Source organism: Streptomyces sp. NPDC042102, assembly GCF_055582305.1.
This window is the reverse complement of the sequence record NZ_JBVJDL010000012.1, coordinates 101,444-117,848: the sequence shown is the minus strand read 5'-3', so window position 1 is coordinate 117,848 and position 16,405 is coordinate 101,444. Positions and strand designations below refer to the sequence as shown.

General features: G+C 71.8%; 17 protein-coding genes. 9 read left to right on the top strand and 8 right to left on the bottom strand.

Annotation, left to right across the window (positions count from 1 at the left end; genetic code table 11):
• Nucleotides 1–52 precede the first annotated feature (52 nt).
• Nucleotides 53–1,048 carry an AraC family transcriptional regulator gene (locus tag ACZ6KO_RS30710; protein ID WP_469307255.1) on the top strand — a complete coding sequence of 332 codons (996 nt, stop codon included), beginning with the start codon at nt 53–55 and terminating at the stop codon, nt 1,046–1,048.
• Nucleotides 1,049–1,076: 28 nt separating this feature from the next.
• Here ACZ6KO_RS30710 and ACZ6KO_RS30705 read toward each other — a convergent pair whose 3' ends face one another.
• From ACZ6KO_RS30705 to ACZ6KO_RS30675, 7 genes are all read right to left on the bottom strand, one after another.
• A complete protein-coding gene (locus ACZ6KO_RS30705) occupies nt 1,077–1,541 on the bottom strand; it encodes a GNAT family N-acetyltransferase (protein WP_469307254.1) in 465 nt (154 codons plus the stop codon).
• Nucleotides 1,542–1,550: 9 nt separating this feature from the next.
• Nucleotides 1,551–2,192, bottom strand: coding sequence for a 4'-phosphopantetheinyl transferase family protein (locus ACZ6KO_RS30700; protein ID WP_469307253.1), 642 nt, complete (start codon nt 2,190–2,192; stop codon nt 1,551–1,553).
• A 3-nt stretch (nt 2,193–2,195) separates the two neighbouring features.
• Nucleotides 2,196–3,032 carry an alpha/beta fold hydrolase gene (locus tag ACZ6KO_RS30695; protein ID WP_469307252.1) on the bottom strand — a complete coding sequence of 279 codons (837 nt, stop codon included), beginning with the start codon at nt 3,030–3,032 and terminating at the stop codon, nt 2,196–2,198.
• Nucleotides 3,029–3,505: an SRPBCC family protein gene (locus tag ACZ6KO_RS30690; protein WP_469307251.1), complete on the bottom strand. Its 477-nt coding sequence runs from the start codon at nt 3,503–3,505 to the stop codon at nt 3,029–3,031. Before ACZ6KO_RS30690 ends, ACZ6KO_RS30695 begins: the two co-directional genes overlap by 4 nt.
• Before the next feature lie 80 nt (nt 3,506–3,585).
• Nucleotides 3,586–5,121 (bottom strand): FAD-binding protein, encoded by a 1,536-nt coding sequence (locus tag ACZ6KO_RS30685; protein ID WP_469307250.1) that lies wholly within the window; start codon nt 5,119–5,121, stop codon nt 3,586–3,588.
• Between the two features lie 25 nt (nt 5,122–5,146).
• Entirely contained in the window at nt 5,147–6,712 is a 1,566-nt protein-coding gene (locus ACZ6KO_RS30680; RefSeq protein WP_469307249.1) for a flavin-containing monooxygenase, read from the bottom strand.
• 10 nt (nt 6,713–6,722) lie between these two features.
• On the bottom strand, nt 6,723–7,622 hold the full coding sequence (locus ACZ6KO_RS30675) for a class I SAM-dependent methyltransferase (RefSeq protein WP_401456004.1): 900 nt from the start codon (nt 7,620–7,622) through the stop codon (nt 6,723–6,725).
• A 235-nt stretch (nt 7,623–7,857) separates the two neighbouring features.
• Here ACZ6KO_RS30675 and ACZ6KO_RS30670 point away from each other — a divergent pair, with 235 nt between their 5' ends.
• The 3 genes from ACZ6KO_RS30670 to ACZ6KO_RS30660 are packed head-to-tail and all read left to right on the top strand — an operon-like array spanning nt 7,858 to nt 9,859.
• Complete coding sequence (locus ACZ6KO_RS30670; protein ID WP_219665194.1) at nt 7,858–8,112, top strand: hypothetical protein; 255 nt, start codon at nt 7,858–7,860, stop codon at nt 8,110–8,112.
• A gap of 11 nt (nt 8,113–8,123) precedes the next feature.
• Nucleotides 8,124–9,110, top strand: a complete 987-nt coding sequence (locus tag ACZ6KO_RS30665) for a 3-oxoacyl-ACP synthase III family protein (RefSeq protein ID WP_401456002.1) — start codon at nt 8,124–8,126, stop codon at nt 9,108–9,110.
• Nucleotides 9,107–9,859, top strand: coding sequence for an SDR family NAD(P)-dependent oxidoreductase (locus ACZ6KO_RS30660; protein WP_469307248.1), 753 nt, complete (start codon nt 9,107–9,109; stop codon nt 9,857–9,859). Before ACZ6KO_RS30665 ends, ACZ6KO_RS30660 begins: the two co-directional genes overlap by 4 nt.
• A gap of 178 nt (nt 9,860–10,037) precedes the next feature.
• On the opposite strand, the gene ACZ6KO_RS30655 is transcribed toward ACZ6KO_RS30660, so the two are convergent.
• Nucleotides 10,038–10,931 carry an AfsR/SARP family transcriptional regulator gene (locus tag ACZ6KO_RS30655; protein WP_469307247.1) on the bottom strand — a complete coding sequence of 298 codons (894 nt, stop codon included), beginning with the start codon at nt 10,929–10,931 and terminating at the stop codon, nt 10,038–10,040.
• 281 nt (nt 10,932–11,212) lie between these two features.
• On the opposite strand from ACZ6KO_RS30655, the gene ACZ6KO_RS30650 reads away from it, so the two are divergent.
• From ACZ6KO_RS30650 to ACZ6KO_RS30630, 5 genes are read left to right on the top strand one after another with little or no spacing between them, the layout of a single operon-like run.
• Complete coding sequence (locus tag ACZ6KO_RS30650) at nt 11,213–12,424, top strand: aminotransferase class I/II-fold pyridoxal phosphate-dependent enzyme (protein ID WP_401455997.1); 1,212 nt, start codon at nt 11,213–11,215, stop codon at nt 12,422–12,424.
• A 34-nt stretch (nt 12,425–12,458) separates the two neighbouring features.
• On the top strand, nt 12,459–13,712 hold the full coding sequence (locus ACZ6KO_RS30645) for a beta-ketoacyl-[acyl-carrier-protein] synthase family protein (RefSeq protein WP_469307246.1): 1,254 nt from the start codon (nt 12,459–12,461) through the stop codon (nt 13,710–13,712).
• A complete protein-coding gene (locus tag ACZ6KO_RS30640; protein ID WP_469307245.1) occupies nt 13,709–14,551 on the top strand; it encodes a MaoC/PaaZ C-terminal domain-containing protein in 843 nt (280 codons plus the stop codon). The genes ACZ6KO_RS30645 and ACZ6KO_RS30640 overlap by 4 nt, the downstream gene beginning before the upstream one ends.
• Entirely contained in the window at nt 14,551–16,095 is a 1,545-nt protein-coding gene (locus ACZ6KO_RS30635) for an AMP-binding protein (RefSeq protein WP_469307244.1), read from the top strand. The genes ACZ6KO_RS30640 and ACZ6KO_RS30635 overlap by 1 nt, the downstream gene beginning before the upstream one ends.
• On the top strand, nt 16,092–16,346 hold the full coding sequence (locus ACZ6KO_RS30630; RefSeq protein WP_469307243.1) for a phosphopantetheine-binding protein: 255 nt from the start codon (nt 16,092–16,094) through the stop codon (nt 16,344–16,346). Before ACZ6KO_RS30635 ends, ACZ6KO_RS30630 begins: the two co-directional genes overlap by 4 nt.
• Nucleotides 16,347–16,405: the final 59 nt, after the last annotated feature.

The window sequence follows — 16,405 nt, the reverse complement described above, 5'->3', positions numbered from 1 at the left end:
GTCCCCCGCGGGAGAGCGGACGCCTCGGCGCGTCGTCGGAGAGGATGTACCCATGGACACTCTGACCGGCTTGCTGGAAGGCCCCAAGGCCCGCGGTGCCTTCCTCCTCAAGTCCGTCTTCAACCCGCCCTGGTCGCTGCGGGTCGAGGACCACGCGCCGATCTCGGTGGTGACGATGGTCCGCGGCGAGGCCTGGCTGCTGCCCGACGAGGCCACACCGGTCCTGATCCGCCCCGGCGACGTGGCCGTCGTACGCGGCCCCAAGCCGTACACGGTCGCGGACGCCCCCGACACGGCCGTCCAGATCACCGTGGGCCCCGAACAGCGGTGCAGCACCGAGGACGGCGAGGACGTCACCGAGTCCATGTCGCTGGGCGTGCGCACCTGGGGCGACACCTTCCAGGACGACGGCTCGGCGGTCATGCTCAGCGGCACCTACCAGGCGCCCAGCGAGATCGGCCGCCGGCTGCTGAGCGCGCTGCCGACGCTGCTGGTGCGCCCGGCGGAGTCGGCGGACAACACCCTGATCAGCCTGCTCGCCGCGGAGATCGGCAAGGACGAGCCCGGCCAGGAGATCGTCCTGGACCGGCTGCTGGACCTGCTGCTGATCGGCGTGCTGCGCACCTGGCTCGCGGCCCCGGGCAGCGGTGCCCCCTCCTGGTACCGCGCCCAGGGCGACCCGGTCGTGGGCCCGGCCCTGCGGCTGCTGCACGAGAACCCCGCGTACGGCTGGACCGTCGAGGAGCTCGCCCTCAAGGTCGGTGTCTCCCGGGCCTCCATGGCCCGCCGCTTCACCGACATCGTGGGCGAGCCCCCGGTCGCGTACCTGACGGGCTGGCGCCTGGCGCTGGCCGCCGACCTGCTGCGCGAACCGGACGCCACGGTGGCCACGGTCGCCCGCCGCGTCGGCTACAGCTCGGCCTTCGCCCTGTCGACGGCCTTCAAACGGGTCCGCGGCGTGAGCCCGCAGGAGTTCCGTACGGGCGCCGCCCCGGCCGCCCCGGAGGCCGCGGCACCGCCGAGAACCGTGGTGCTGCCGCCGCAGTAGGCCCTGGACGGCAGCACCGCACGGCGGCTCACAGGGCGCGCACGCCCACCGTCTGATTGCCGCTCAGCTCGCCGGTGCGGCGGAAGCCCAGGCCCAGGTAGAAGGGTTCGGGGGTGTGCGTGCCCGTGTCCCAGGTGACGTAGGCGCGGCTGACGCCGCGGCCGCGGAGCTCCGCGCATATCGCCTCGACGGCGAACCGGCCGTAGCCCTTGCCCTGGTGGCCGGCGGAGATGTTCAGACGCCAGATGCCGAAGCGGACGTCGTCGGGGTTGTCGTCCCAGGCACAGTCGAGGAAGGCCATGACGAAGCCGACGACGGTGTCGTCGTCGACGATCGCGCGGGGCCAGGCGACGGCCGGATGGACGTAGGCCTCGGCCAGGGACTTGACCACCGGGGAGACCAGGTGTGCCTGGTCGGGGCGGACGGAAACGGCGCAGACGGCGTCGAAGTTGGCGGCGGTGACCGGCTCCAGACGCGGGTTGGACGTACTCATGGCCGCACCTTAACCGCGCGAGACCGCCGTGATCACCAAAGTGGACGTGGCCAGCCAGCGGCCCTCGTAGAACGGCGAGACCGGCGGCGGGTCCGCGGGGTGCAGCCGGGCCGTGAACGTGCCCTCCGGGCGGAGCGTCACGGTGGCGTCGCGGAAGCCGAGCCAGATGCCCGTGGCCGGGTACCAGGCCTTGTAGACCGCCTCCTTCGCCGAGAAGAAGACCCGCTGCCAGGGCACCTCGGGGCCGGCGGCCTCGAGAGCGGCGAGGTGGTCGCGCTCCGCCGGGGACGTGATCAGGCCGAGCACGCCCCGCGGGAGCGGGCCCGCCGGTTCCGCGTCGATGCCGAGGGCGCCCACGGTCTCGGAGGTGGCCGCCACCGCCGCGCGGTAGCCCTCGCAGTGGGTGATGCTGCCGATCACCCCGGCCGGCCACTGCGGGGCGCCGCCCGGACCGGGCAGCAGCGGGACCGGATAGCGGCCCAGCTCGGACAGGCAGCGCCGGGCGCAGGCGCGGGCGGTGGCGAACTGGCGGCGCCGGCGCGCCCGGCGGCCCTCCATCAGGGCGGCCTCGGCCGGGAACAGCGGGGCGGGCGCCGCGTCGTCGAAGGCCTCCGACGACGTGACGCCCGGCGGGAGAAGCGTTTCGATCACGGGTCAGCGGGCGGCGAGCTCGGCGACCGCGGAGACCGCCAGCAGCGGCCGCTCCAGGGGCAGCATGTGACCCGCGTCCGGGACCGCCTCGAAACGGGCGGCCGGCAGCACGTCCGCGAGGATCTTGGCCAGCTCGATGTCGATGACCTTGTCCCCCTCGCCGTGCAGGACCACCGCCGGGATCCGCACCGGCGCCAGCGCCTGGCGGACGTCCCAGCCGCGCGTGCAGCGGAAGAAGTCCGCCCGCACCCGCGGGACGGTGGCGGAGAACAGCTGGCGGTTGATCTCCCGGGACCACTTGTCGGCGGACTTGCCCATCGTCGACGACAGCAGCTTGCGGCCCAGCCCCGGACGCGCCAGCGCCCAGCTGAACAGGCCGCTGCCCATCATCTTGACCTCGCTGTCCGGGGTGTCCTGGCCGTGCGCCGCCGTGCCCAGCAGCACCAGGCCCCGCAGCCGGGCCGCCTCCGGATGCGCCGCGGCGTACGCCAGGGCGGCGAACCCGCCGCCCGAGTGGCCGACCACGACCGCCTCGCGCGCGGCGCTCTCGCCCAGGACCGCCGCCAGGTCGGCGCCGAGCCGCTCCACCGACACCGGCGTACGGCCCAGTGTCGAGGCCCCGTGGCCGCGCTGGTCGTACAGCACCACCCGGTGCCCGGCCCGGATGAGGCGGTCGGCGACCGTGCCCCAGGCGCGCCGGGCGTGCGCCCAGCCGTGCACCAGGACCACGTCGCCGGCCGGGACCGTCCCGCCGATCGGGGCGAGGACCGTCACGGCGAGCTCCGCGCCGTCGTCCGTACGGACCGTCAGTTCGCGGGTCACGTCCGCTGCCGTGGTCATGCCCGGACCCCCGCCGACAGCTGCCGGCCCAGCGCCTCGAAGGCGGCGAGGGTGCCCTTGGAGTGCTCCGCCGCCAGGTCCGCGACCTTCGACAGCAGCTTCAGCCAGCCGTGCGGACCCGCGGCGAAGTGCATGGACAGCCGGGTGCGGCCGTCGCCCAGCGGCTCCAGCAGGAAGGTGCTCGGACCGCGGAAGACACCGTCCACGTACTCGATGTCCAGGCGCCGGCCCGGCTCCACCGCCGTGGTGCGCGCGGTGAAGCGCAGCTTCAGGCCGCCGTTGTCGACGCCCTTGGTGTGCACCGTGACACCCACCTCGCCGCCGACCTTGTCGGGGGAGCCGGAGACGGTGGTGAACGTGTTGTACGGGACCCACCACTGCTCGGCGCCGCGGAACTCGGCGATCAGGGCGTCCCAGACGGCCGCCGCCGGGGCGTCGATCACCGCCTCGTCGATCAGGTCGTAGGTGGTCATGGGCGATGCCTCCAGAGAAAAGAGGGCGGCGGGGGCGGGGTCCCTCATCCCCGCCCCCGCCGCCGGGACTCCACAGCCGGTCAGATCAGTCCGAAGCCCTGGCCGGGGGTGAAGATGGCGGTCGGGTCGTACTTCTTCTTGGCCTGGACGAAGCCGTACCAGCGGTTGCCGAAGTGCTTCTTCCAGTCGGCGTGCGACATCGGGATCGAACCCACCAGGTACCGCTTGGCGCCCATCGCGACGGCGATGTCGTACAGCCGGCGGTTCTGGTCGATCATGCCCTGGATGTTGGGCTCACCCGGGTTCGGGAAGCGCAGCAGGTCGAAGAGGTAGGCGACCGACTCGTTCGGCTGGACGGCCAGCGGGCGCTTCAGCTTCGAGGTGAAGTACGGGTAGAAGAGCAGGAACCCGCCGCCGAGCGAGTCGGCGTTCAGCTCGCGCTCGGCGATCTTCATGAACGCCTTGGTCTTCGACGCCGGCAGGAACATGCTCAGCCACGGCTTGGGCGTGTACCAGTGGCCGCCCTCCTTCAGGACCGCCTCGTAGGCGTCCAGGCGGAACATGTAGTCCCGGAAGCTGACGTCCTCGATGATGGCGTCGGCGCGGACGTCCTTCAGGTCGCACAGCAGCTTGTTGCGGTCCGGCGGGGTCGAGGTGTAGGTCGCGCCGACCTCCAGCTTGTAGCGCCAGCCCGAGTTGTCCGGCGTCCGCATCATCTCGCCCGCGTGGACCTGGAACCGGCCGTCGGCCAGCACCTTCTCCGAGTCGACCAGGTACGTCTCCACGGAGCTGTAGAAGAGGCTGAAGACGACCGCCCGCGTCGGCGCCGGGATCAGCTTGACGTTGACCCGCACGATGATGCCGACCTGGCCGCCGCCGCTCAGCGCCGCGTTGAACAGGTCCGCGCGCAGCCACGGGGTGGCCGTGACGAGCTTGCCGTCGGCCGTGACGATGTCGATGGCCTGCACGGTGTCGACCATCAGGCCGTACTTCTGCACGGTGCCGCCGATACCGCCGACCGACAGCGTGCCGCCGATCGAGATGTACAGGTAGTCGGGCAGCGCCGGCGGGGTCTTGCCCAGCTTCAGCGTGGCGTCGGTCAGCTGGCCCCAGGTCACACCGGCCTCGACCACCGCGTAGTCGTTGCCGATGGACAGGATGTTCGCCATGCCCTTGGCGTCGATGGAGATGCCGCCCGGGACCCGCGCCTGCCCGTACACCGAGTGCGACTCGATGTCGTTGCCGGTGCCGCCCTGCCCGTTCACGGCGATCTTGATGCCGTTGGTACGGGCGTAGTTGACGATCGTGACGATGTCCTCGACACCGGCCGGGCGCAGGACCGCCCACGGCTTGCTGACGTCGTCGAAGAGGTGACCGAAGTCGTGCCCGAAGGAACCGACGGTCTCCGGAGCGGTCGTCAGGGTGCCCTTGAGGCCCGGGACGGGGACGACGTCCGAGCTGCCGGCGGCCTCGGCCGCCGTCGCCCAGGTCTGGGTGGCGGCGTTCCAGCCGACGACGGCGACGGCGGTGGCCGCCATCGAGCCGAGGACGTTGCGCCGCGACGGCTTGGCGGCGCTGCCGGCGTCGCCGGCGGTGGCTCTGGGGGTGCTGCTCATCTGCTTACGACTCCCGATTCGCGTACTACTGGTGGGATACCGGCTTGGTGCTGCGCACCTGGGAGGCGAGCTGGTACTCGCTCAGGTCCAGGCGCTTGGTCCCCCGGCGGAAGCGCCAGGTGTACGTCGGGTAGACCGACGGATTGCGGCCGCTGGCGTCGAGGTACCAGCTCTTGCAGCCGCCTGCCATCCAGACCGTGCCTTCGAGGTGCTTGTCGAGCCGCGCGTTGTAGGCGTCCTGCGCCTCCTTGCGCACCTCGATGCTGGCCAGGCCGCGCTTCTCGATCTGCTGCAGGGCGTCGACGACGTACGCGATCTGCGCCTCGATCATCACGGTCTGCGAGGAGTGGCCGAGCGCCGTGTTCGGGCCCAGCATCATGAACAGGTTCGGGAACCCGGCGATGGTGGTGCCGCGGTGCGCGGACATGCCCTCCTGCCAGGTCTCGCGCAGCTGCACCCCGCCCTTGCCCCAGATCCGGCGGGCGACGGGGCGGTCCGTCGCCTCGAACCCGGTGCCCAGGATGATCGTGTCGACCTCGCGCTCGGTCCCGTCCGCCGTCACGACGGACTTGGGACGGACCTCCGCGATGGAGTCGGTGACGATCTCCACGTTGGGCTGCTGGATGGCCGGGTACCAGGTGTTGGAGAACAGCAGCCGCTTGCACGCCACCACGTAGTCGGGCGTCAGCTTGGCGCGCAGCGCCTCGTCCGGCACCGACTTCTTCAGGTGGTCGCTGGCCATCTTCTGGACCTTCAGCGCCAGCTGCGGCCGCTTCCAGAAGAACGCCAGGACCTCCCGGCCCCACTGGTTGAAGCCCCGCCGGAACTGCTGGTAGCCGGGCAGCGAGCGCAGCAGCTTGGTGTGCAGCTCGGTGTTGGGCTTGTCGGGCTTGGGGCCGATCCACGGGGGCGTGCGCTGGTACAGGTCCAGCTGCCCGACCTCGGGCTGGATCGCCGGGACGAACTGGATCGCGGAGGCGCCCGTACCGATGACCGCGACGCGCCGGCCGGTCAGGTCGTGGTCGTGGTTCCAGTTCGAGGAGTGGAAGATCGTGCCCTCGAAGTCGCCGATGCCCTTGATGGCGGGCACGGACGGCTCGCTGAGGTAGCCGGTTCCGGTGACCAGCACCTGGGCGGTGTACTCGCCCTGCGAGGTCTCGATCTTCCAGTGCCGCTCGTCCTCGTCCCAGCGGGCGGCGATCAGCTCGTGCCCGAAGCGGATGTGGGGACGCACCCCGAAGCGGTCGGCCGTGTCACGCAGGTACGCGTACAGCTCGTCCCGCGTGGCGAAGGTGGACTTCCAGTTCGGGTTGCGGGCGAACGAGAAGGAGTACAGGTGGGACATGACGTCGCACGCACACCCCGGATAGCTGTTGTCGCGCCAGGTGCCGCCGACCTCGTCGGCCCGCTCGAACACCAGGAAGTCGTCGATGCCCGACTGCAGCAGGCGGATGGCGGTGCCCAGGCCCGAGAAGCCGGTGCCGATGACCGCGACCCGCAGGTGGCGGGTCGGGCCGCGGCCGCCGGGCGCCGCGTCGGCGGCCGTGGGGCGGGCCCCGCCGTCCTTGGCCGGTTCGAGAATGCTCGTCACGTCGGCCTCCCTAGCGGCGCGTGATGGTGACGCGGAAGTTGTTGAAGAACTTGTCCTCGAGCGTGTACGCGAAGATGTCGAGGTAGCGCTCGAAGCGGGAGACGACCTCCTCGCCCTCCATGGCCACGGCCTCGTCCCGGCGCTCGGCGAGCAGCACCAGCCAGGCGCGGCAGGCCATCGCGAACGACTCGCGCTCGTTGACGACCTCGTCGATCTCGAAGAGGCCCTCGGCGGCGGCGCTCAGCTCGCTCAGGTGCGGGATGTGGCAGCCCTCGAACTCGGAGCGCTGGAGGAACTTCAGGTCGTCGAGCAGCGCGCGGTTCATCGGCAGCGCCTCGGCGGTCATGGTGTGCAGCACGAACTTGGCACCGGGGTTCAGGGCGTTCGCGACCTGCTGGAAGAAGAAGCGGTAGCGCTTGGTGCGCTCCTTCGGCGGCAGGTTGGAGGAGACGAAGTGCTCCAGGGCGTTGATGCAGAACGCCGCGTCGTACTTCTCGGAGTCGTCGGCGACCTTGTAGTCCGCCCAGCTCTGGACCAGCGTGGTGATCTTCGGGTTGTCGAGGCCCGCGATGAAGGCCTCCTGGGTGCGGGACAGGGTCAGACCCACGGCCGCCTCGGCGCCGTGCACGGTGGTGAGGCGGTTGAGCATGGTGCCCCAGCCGCAGCCGATGTCGAGCACGCGCTTGGCGCTGCCGCCGGCGGCGACGCCCGCGAGCTCGGCGAACTTGTCGAGCTTGCGCTCCTGCGCCTCGTCGAGGGTGGCGACGAGGTCCTCGCCGTCCTCCCAGTAACCACCGGAGTACATCATCGTGGGGCCCAGCAGCAGCCGGTAGAAGTCATTGCTGACCTCGTAGTGGTGCCTGATCGCGTCGACCTCGGGGTCCACCGACTTGGGGGCGACCGTTGTCATCCTTGGTCCTCATTTCCTGTCCGGCTCGGGCTGTGTGCCGTGCTGTGCCGTCTTCAATTCGCGTCCGAGGAAACCGGATGCCCCGCAAGGCAGGCGCAAGACGGAGGGAATTCCCCGCGGTGCCCCCGAGGTGGTTCGTCTTGCGCCTTCCTTGCGGGGGCGGGGTTTTCATCGCTTCCGAAAACACATCACGCACTGCCGAGTGCCGATGCACTGCCGAGAGAGGACCGACCCCATGTCGCTGCCCACCATCGAAGAACTGGCGAGCCAGCTCGAGGCCGTTTCGGGTGCCGCAGAGGTCAGCCCCGACGCCCCGCTCCAGCACATCGCGGACGTCGACTCGCTGGACCTGATGGAGTGGCTGTACGGCTTCCAGAACCAGTACCCGCACATTCCGGCCGACGAGTCGCTCTTCGCCGACCTCGACGACACGACCACGCTGCGTGACGTGTACGCGAAGATCGTCGAGCTCGTTCCGGCGCAGGCGTAGCGAGGGGCCACGTGACCGGCTTCGACATCACCGGGTGGGGCATGTCCGTACCCGAGCGCATCGTCACCAGTGCGGAGCTCGCGGAACGTTTCGGCGTGGACGAGCACTGGGTCGTCAGCCGCTGCGGCATCCGTGAGCGGCGGGCGGTGGACCCGGGACAGACCACCGCCTCCCTGGCCGTCGAGGCCGGCCGGCGCGCCCTGGAGAAGGCGGGCCTGACCGGCGCCGACATCGCCCACCTCATCGTCGCCACGGCGACGCCCGAGCAGCCGTCGCCGGCGACGTCCGCGTTCGTCCACCACGAACTGGGCATCGCAGGCAGCGCGCACGACGTCAACTCGGAGTGCGCCGGGTTCGTCTACGGGCTCGTCTCGGCCATGGCGCTGATCGCCATCGACCCGCGGCCGATCCTGCTGATCGGCTCCGACACCCACACCCTGACGGCCAACCCGGCCGACCGGGACCTGTCCATCCTCGTCGGCGACGGCGCGGGCGCCATCGTGCTCCAGCCGGGCGCCGAGAACCGGGTCAAGGCCTGGAACCTGGGCGCGGACGGCTCCTGCACGGGCTCGCTGAAGGTCCTCGCCGGCGGCAGCCGGATGCCGACCACCCAGGAGACCCTGGACGCGGGCCTGCACTACGCGCAGATCAACGGCAACGAGATCTACCTCAACGCCGTGCGCTACACCGTCCGTACGGTGCGCGAGACGCTGGAGACGGCGAAGGTGGAGGCCGCGGACGTGGACCACATCGTCCCGCACCAGGCCAACATCCGGATCATCAACTCGATCCTGTCGCACACCGGGCTGCGCCAGGAGGCGCTGATCACCAACCTCCAGAAGTACGGCAACACGGCGTCGGCGTCGATCCCGATCGCGTTGACCGAGGCCCTGGAGGAGGGCCGTATCAAGGCGGGCGACAAGGTCCTGCTGGCCGGCTTCGGCGCCGGTATGACATGGGGTTCGATCCTGATGGAATGGGGCGGTGTCGCGGCATGAGCAAGAACACTGCGGGTCAGCGGCCGCAGTCGCCGGTCGCGCTCGTCACCGGCGCGTCGGGCGGGCTCGGCCAGGCCCTGGCGCTGGAGCTGGACGCACTCGGCTGCCGGGTCGCCGTCCACTACAACAGCTCCCGGGACGCGGCCGCGGCCGTCCAGGAGAAGCTGACCAACCCCTCGGTGCTGGTCACCGGGGACGTCGGCTCGTGGGAGGCCACCCAGGCGATCTACGAGCAGATCTCCTCCGAGCTCGGCGCGGTGGACGTCCTGGTCAACAACGGGGCGATCCGCAAGGACAGCCTGATGGCCATGCAGAACCCGGCCGACTGGGCGCAGGTCATCCAGACCAACCTGATCGGCTCCTTCCACACGGCACGGGTGACCGTCCCGTACATGCTGCGGCAGCGCTGGGGCCGGATCATCAACATCGTCTCGCCGTCGGGGATCATCGCGACGGCCGGACAGACGGCGTACTCGGCCTCCAAGGCCGGCCTGATCGGGTTCACCCGCACGCTGGCGTCCGAATGCGGGCGCCGGGGTGTGACCGTGAACGCCCTTTCCCCGGGGTTCATGATCACCGGCATGACGAAGGACCTGCCCGACCGGGTCATCGAGGGCATGGAGGACAAGGCCCCGATCCCCCGGTTCGTCACGGTCGAGGAAGTGGCCCGCGCCGCGGGCCTGTTCCTGGACCAGGACTGCATGACGGGCCAGGTCATCAGCATCGACTCGGGCGTCTCCATCACCTGACCCGGGTCCCTCCCCCCCCACACCCCCGGCTCCCTCTCCCCGGCCCCGGCCGCCCACCCCCCTTGGGCGGCCGGGGCCCCTTCCGTGCCCGGACACCGGCGGGCCGTCACGACGACAGCAGTGCGGCCCGCCGTCGGTCGCGACGGCGGGCCGGTGTTCCTCCGGGGCGCAACCGCCCTCACGCCACCCGGTGGCGGGCGTGGGTCACGCAGCCGTGGTCCGACAGCGAGCAGGGGCGGGGGGCCGCCGCGCGGTCGACCTCGAACATGCCCATCAGGACCGGGTCGACGTACGTGAACGGGCGCGGGGCCGGACGGGGCTCGGGGGTGCGCAGCAGCTCCAGGTAGGCGGCCTCGGTCTCCGGGGCCGGGTCGATGCCCAGCTCCTCCGCCAGCACCTCGCGCAGCTGCTGGTAGCTGCGCAGCGCCTCCGCCCGGTTGCCGGCCCGCGTGTGCGCGGCCATCCGGCACCGGTAAGCGCTCTCACGGAACGGGGCCCGGCGCACCGCCTCCTCCGCGTACCGCAGCGCGTGGTGCTCGTCGCCCAGCGCCGACGACGCCAGGCTCGCCGTCTCCAGCGCCTTCAGCCGCAGCTCCTCCAGCTGCTCGCGCATCGCGTTGACCCAGTCGCCCTCGTGCGACGGCAGGAACGACCCGCGCAGGTTGGAGACCGCGCCGGCCGCCAGCTGCTGCGCCACCGCGTACGCGCCCTCCGCGTACGCCTCGCCGGCTTCCGTCACCGCGGTCTCCGCGCACTCCACGTCCACCGCCGCGTCCTCCGGGATCCGCAGGATGTAGCGGCCCCCTTGCGCGACGAGCGGCGTCACGCCCGGCTGGTCCTCCGGGGTCGTCACGAACGTACGCACCCGGCTCACCACGCTGCGCAATGCCGAGGCCCAGGTGTCCGGCAGCCCCTCGGGCCATACCGTTTCGGCCAACTGGTCCCGGTCCGTGCCTGAGGTCCGTTCGACGAGCAGCCGGGCGAACGCCACCTGCGCCTGGGCGCTGGAGAGGTGCTGCGGCGGAGCTCCGTCCGGCTCGATCGTGACAAGACCTACGAGTCTGATCAGCACTATGCACTCTCCGAAAACGGTCGGCTTCCGGCCGTGTCCCCCTAGTTCGTGCGGTTTCGAAGATACCTGCGGCGGTTCTCCGGCTGTCAACAAGTACCAGGGGCCCGGGGACTTCATTCGAGCCGGAATCCGCTCGCGCGCGGCCGTCGCACCGGGCTTCCTCTTGCGCCGCTATTGCGCCCCCCGGGTCTTAATGGAATTCCACTAGAGCCCCGCCGGACAAAGAACGGGGCACCGATGGAGTTCCGGGTCCGCCGGACGTTTCCGATGAGGAGAAGCACGTGAACGCATCCGCTGCCTGGGCCCGCCTCGAGCCGAAGCTGGCCTACTTCCGCGACCGGGTCGCGTCGCTGGAGTACGAGCCCAACCGCAAGAACAGCTTCGTCGCCTACACGGTCGAGCGGGACTCCGCGTACGCCGACCAGGACGGCCAGCGGCTGCTGATGATGTCCGGCTACTCCTACCTCGGTCTCGCCGGCGACGAGCGGGTGGTCAGCGCCGCCAAGGCGGCCGTCGACCGCTACGGCACCGGCAACCACGGCGTCCGCGCCCTGGCCGGCTCCACCCCGCTCCACGAGGAGCTGGAGGCCGAGGTCGCCAAGTTCGGCGGCCGCGAGCAGGCCATCGTCTTCGGCTCCGGCTACGCCGCGAACGTCGGCGTCATCGGCGGCCTCGTCGGCCCCGGCGACACCGTCTTCATCGACAAGTACGACCACGCCAGCATCGTCGACGGATGCAAGCTCTCGGGCGCCACCGTCACCCGCTTCCGCCACAACGACGTCGCCCACCTGGAGCGCCGCCTGGCCGCCGCCCCCGACACCGGCGTCCGCCTGGTCATCGTCGACTCCGTCTACTCCATGGACGGCGACATCGCCCCCCTGGTCGAGCTCCGCAAGGTCTGCGACGCCCACAACGCGCTGCTGATGGTCGACGAGGCCCACGCCCTCGGCGTCATCGGCGCCACCGGCCGCGGCATCGAGGAGCACTTCGACTACGAGGTGAAGGTCGACGTCAAGCTCGGCACCCTCTCCAAGGCCATCCCCTCCATGGGCGGCTGGGTCGCCGGCTCCGCGGAGCTGATCCACCACCTGAAGTACGCCGCCCGCCCCTTCCTCTTCTCCGCCGCCCTCGGCCCCGCCCAGGCCGCCGCCGCCCTGGAGTCCCTGCGGATCCTGCAGCGCGAGCCGGAGCGCGTGGAGTTCATCCAGAACGAGTCCGAGCGCTTCCGCGGCATGCTCCACGCCGCCGGGATCTCCACCGTCGACTCCGAGACCGCCGTCGTCCCCGTCATCGCCGGCTCCGACGACGCCGCGTACGACTACGCGACCGTCTGCCGCAAGAACGGCGTCATCGGCCTCCCCGTCGTCACCCCGGCCGTCCCCAACGACCTGGCCCGGCTGCGCATCGCGATCACCGCCGCGCACACCAAGGCCGACATCGACTTCGCCGCCGAGGCCTTCATCAAGTCCGCGCGCGAGTGCCGCATCATCTGACGGCCCCCGGACCCCTTACTCCCAAGGAGCAGACATGCCTGGATCGTCCAGGGGCAGTTCGGCGCAGCCGCCCGTCGCCATCACCGGCATGGGCGTGGTCACCCCCGGCGGGTGCACCCCGGACGACCTGTGGAACACCCTGCGGGCCGGCCGGTCCACCGCGGTCGAGCTCACCCACTTCGACCTCAGCCGGCACCGGGTCCGCATCGGCTGCACGGTCCGCGGACTCGACGCCGTCGCCGGCCTCGTACCGCCCAAGGAAGCCCGGCGGATGGACCCCTTCGCCCACTACGGCACCGCCGCCGCGCTGGCCGCCCACCGCGACGCCGGCTCCCCGACCGCCGAACCCGGCCGGACCGCCATCGTCGTCGGCAACGCCGTCGGCGGGCGCGCCACCAGCGACCTGGAGTCCGCGAACTTCACCACCGGCGGACCGGCCAAGGTCAACCCGCTGATGCCGCTGATGACGATGCCCAACGCGGCCGCCGCCCAGATCGCCATGCGGCTGGGCTGGACCGGACCCGCGCTGACGCTGGCCAACACCTGCGCCTCCGGGGCCGACGCCATCGGCCAGGCCCTGATGCTGCTGCAGACCGGCCGCGCCGACCTCGTCATCGCCGGCGGCTGCGAGCACACCCTGACCCCCGTCACCCTGGCCGGCTTCGGCAACCTCAGCGCCGTCAGCTTCCGCAACGACGACCCCGAACACGCCTCCCGCCCCTTCGACGTCGACCGCGACGGGTTCGTGATGGGCGAGGGCGCCGGGTTCGTGGTCCTCGAACGGCTCGACGACGCCCGGGCGCGCGGCGCCACGACGTACGGCCTGGTCGCCGGATACGCCGCCACCGCCGACGCCCACCACCTGGCCATGCCCCTGCCCGACGGCGCGGGCGCCGCGGCCGCCATGGCCGGCGCCATCGCCGACGCCGGGCTCGCCCCCGAGGACATCGTGCACGTCAACGCGCACGGCACCTCCACCCCGTACAACGACCGCTCCGAGGCCGCCGCCCTCACCAAGGTGTTCGGCAGCGCCCAGCCCCCGGTCACCGCGCCCAAATCCGTCATCGGCCACCTCATCGGCGCCGCCGGCGCCGTCGAACTCGTCGCCACCGTGCAGGCCATGCGGCACTGCGAGGTGCCGCCCACCGCCAATCACGAACAGCTGGAGCCAGGAATGGACATCGACGTCGTCCACGGCGCGCCGCGCGCCGTGCGCCCGGGACCCGCGCTCACGAACTCCTTCGGGTTCGGCGGCCACAACTCCTCCGTGGTGGTGATGCCGGTATGACGCTCCTGTCGCTGCCGACCCCCGTCCGCACGGTCACCGTCACCGAGCCGGAGATCACCGACTACCGCGGCGCCGCCCGGCGCGGCCTGCCGGCCGCCCGCCCGGGGCAGGCGTCCCCCGTCCACACCTTCGTCCTCGCCCACACCGTGGCCGAGCAGACCGTCGCCGAACTGACCGCCGCCGAGCCCGGCCCCGTCTCCGTGGTCCACCTCGGCCAGGACATCCGCACCCAGCGGCCCGTCCGCCCCGGCGAGCAGGTCACCGTCCGGCTCGACGTCCTCGGCATCCGCAAGGAGCCCCGCGGCGCCCGGATCGCCCTGCGGGTCCAGCTCATCGGCGAGGACGGCCCCGAGCCCTTCGCGGAACTGGTCATCTCCGCCCTGCTGGTGGGCGCGACCCTGCTGGAGCCCTTCGGTGACATCGCCGGCGGCCCCGCGGCCCCCGCCCCCGTCGGCGCGGGCGAGCCCCAGACCGCCGTGCACGCCCTGACCACCGACTGGATCAGTACGTACGCCCACGCCTCCGGCGACCTCAACCCCATCCACCTCGACGCGGACGCCGCCCGCGGCGCCGGCTTCGAGACCGTCATCGCGCACGGCATGAGCGTGGTCGCCCTCGCGGTGGAGGAGGCCGTCGACCGGTTCGCCGGCGGCGACTCCGCCCGCGTCCGCGGCCTGGGCTGCCGCTTCTCGGCCCCCGTGCCGCCGGACATCCCGCTGGAGATCACCCTCCAGCCGGACGCCGCGGCCACCGTCGTCCGCTTCACCTGCAAGACGCCCAAGGGCGCGGCGGTGAAGTCGGGCTGGATCGAGCTCGCCCCGCCCGCCGGAGGTGCCTGATGGCCGCGTCCACCGACACCGCGCCCGCACCGGAGGCGCTCGGCCTGATCGGCGGCTTCCTCACCCAGGTCCGCGACCGCCCGCACGCCACCGCCCTCGTCTTCAACGGCGACGAGATCACCTACCGCGAGCTGTACGAGCTCGCCGGTGAGGAGCGGGACCGGCTGGCCCGCCTGGAGCTCACGCCCGGGGAACCGGTCGGGGTCCTGGCCGACAAGTCGCCCGACTCCGTCGCCCTGGTCCTGGCCTGCCTGCTGGCCCGGCGGCCGGTGCTGCTGCCCTCGCCGGCCCTCGCCGACACCCTGCTCTCGGACCTCTTCGCCCAGGCCGGCTGCCGGTACGTCCTCGCCCCCGGCGGCGCCGCCGGCCGGGTCGCCCCGAACCCCGACGTCACCGCGCAGCCGCTGCCCGAGGACGAGGCCGCCGAGGTGGCCTTCCTGCTCACCACCTCCGGCTCCACCAGCCTCCCCAAGATCGTCCCGCTCGGCCGGGAGGCCGTCGACCGCTTCACCGCCTGGGCCGGACCCGCCTTCGACATCGGCCCCGACCGCACCGTCCTCAACTACGCCCCTCTCAACTTCGACCTCTGCCTCCTCGACATCTGGACCACCCTGGCCCGCGGCGGCCGCGTCGTCGTCGTCGACCCGGCGCTCGCCGCCCACGGCCGGCACCTGCTCGACCTGGTCACCCGCCACGACGTGCACGTCGTCCAGGCCGTCCCGATGGCCTTCGGACTCCTCCAGGACGCCGCCGCCAAGACGGGGGCGACCTTCCCCGGGGTGGACCACGTGATGTTCACCGGGGACGCGATCCCCGACCGCGTCTTCGCCGCCCTGCCGTCGCTGTTCCCCAAGGCCCGCATCCACAACATCTACGGCTGCACCGAGACCAACGACAGCTTCGTCCACGAGGTCGACACGGCCGCCACCAGCTTCCCGCCCGTACCCATCGGGCGCCCGCTGCCCGGCGTACGGGCCCTGATCCTCGACCCGGACACGAACACGCTCGTCGAGGGCCCCGGCAGCGGAGAGCTGTTCGTCTCGACGCCCTTCCAGACCCGCGGCTACCTCGACCGGACCCGCCACGCCGACAAGTTCACCGGCCACCCGCTCGGCCTCGACGACCACCGCTGGTTCCGCACCGGAGACCTCGTACGGCGCGACGGCGCCGGCACCCTGCACCTGACCGGACGCACCGACTTCCAGGTCAAGGTCCGCGGCGTCGCCGTCAACACCGCCGAGATCGAACGGGTCCTGCAGGACCACCCCGACGTCCTGGAGGCGGGCGTGGCCGCCCGGCCCGACCCGATCGCCGGCAAGAAGCTCGTCGCCGGCGTCCAGCGGGTCCCCGGCTCCACCCTGACCGTCCTGGAACTGCGCAAGCACTGCGCCCAGCACCTGCCCCGGGCCGCCGTCCCCACGCAGCTGACGCTCACCGACGAGCCGCTGCCGAAGACGGCCACCGGAAAGGTCGACCGCAAGGCGCTCGACCAGCTCGCCCCGATCGCTCCCGCCCTCTCAACCACCGAAGGAAGCCCGTCATGAGCAACGTCGACACCATCAAGAACTTCGTCATCACCGAGTTCCTCCCCGGCACCGCCCCCGCCGAGCTCGCCGTCGACCACGACCTGCTCAACGACGGGGTCATCGACAGCCTGGGCGTGCTGAAGCTCATCGCCTGGGTCGAGGACCGCTTCGAGCTCGCCGTCGGCGACGCCGACCTGGACCCGAACAACTTCCGCAGCGTCGAGGCGATCGACGCCTTCATCGCCGACGCCCGCACGGCGGCCGCCTAGAACCACCCGGCGGCCCCACCCGGCCCCGGCCACACCCCGACGAGGAGAGAGACGGAGAA